The following is a 1,060-nucleotide window of genomic DNA, read 5'->3' on the forward strand; positions in this document are numbered from 1 at the left end:
CGCAACAACACGGCCTCGGCGAACGGCGACGGCATGACCCATCTCGGGCGGGCGTTGCACGCGCTCAACATCGAGATCATCTGCGCCAACTCGCCGCAAGCCAAGGGGCGCGTCGAGCGCGCGAACGGCACGTTGCAGGACCGGCTGGTCAAGGCGATGAGACTGGAGGGCATCTCCACCATCGACGAAGCCAATGCCTTCCTCCCCTCCTACATGGCCCGGCACAACCGGCAGTTCGCCAGGACCCCGTTCGACCCGCGCGATCTGCACCGCCCGCTGGCGCCGCACGAGAACATCGAGGCAGAGATGGTGTGGCGCGAGCAGCGCACGGTGACCGCGGCGCTGACGCTGCACTACAACAAGGCGCTGTTCATCCTGGAGCCGAACCGGACCAGCCAGGCGCTGGCGCGCAAGCGGGTGGAGGTTTGCGAGTATCCTGACGGACGGATCGAGATCCGGCACGACGGGCAGGCCTTGCCCTATCGCGTGTTCGACAAGATGCGGCGGGTGAACCAGGCAGCAGTGGTCGACAACAAGCATCTCGACGCGGCGCTGGCGATGGCGCGGCTCCTGCAGGAAACGGCGCCACACCACCGCAAGCGGAACAACAACGAGCCGGCGCGGACGGCGCAGACTGGCGGCATGTTCGCCGCGTCGGCTGTTGCGACCGCATCGAAGGTGGATCGCCGCACGCTCTGCACGCCGAAACTGAAGCGCGGGCCGCGCCTTTCCGAGACGGAACTCGTCGCGCGCGGACTGGCCGAATACGCTGGCTGAGTCCGGGTCACGCCACCCCACCCCAGGAACCTGCCTGACTGTCTGCATTCTGGTGTGACCGAGCCCGCTGCTGGCGCAGCGGGTCCGTCGCCCTTCCCTCGAAACTCACCGCATCAGCGGGGTCAGCGCTGCGCTTGTGGATGGCTCCACGCTGCCCCCGCTGCTACCAGCCGTGTGTCATTTCTATTTGGGGCAGAATGTGTCTTTTCTAATCAGCGGGAACAGAGCGTAACGGCTTTTGAGGTGTCTTACGCCGCCCCGATCGCGGCCGGCGCTTCGATCA

General features: G+C 66.3%; 1 protein-coding gene. It reads left to right on the plus strand.

Annotated elements, in window-relative coordinates:
• Window positions 1–777, plus strand: a 777-nt coding sequence (locus DVW87_RS17630) for a transposase family protein (protein ID WP_476712799.1), incomplete at its 5' end; no start/stop codon positions are given.
• Between the last annotated feature and the right edge of the window lie 283 nt (window positions 778–1,060).

It is taken from the genome of Sphingomonas aracearum, from assembly GCF_003345355.1.
Classification (GTDB): domain Bacteria; phylum Pseudomonadota; class Alphaproteobacteria; order Sphingomonadales; family Sphingomonadaceae; genus Sphingomonas; species Sphingomonas aracearum.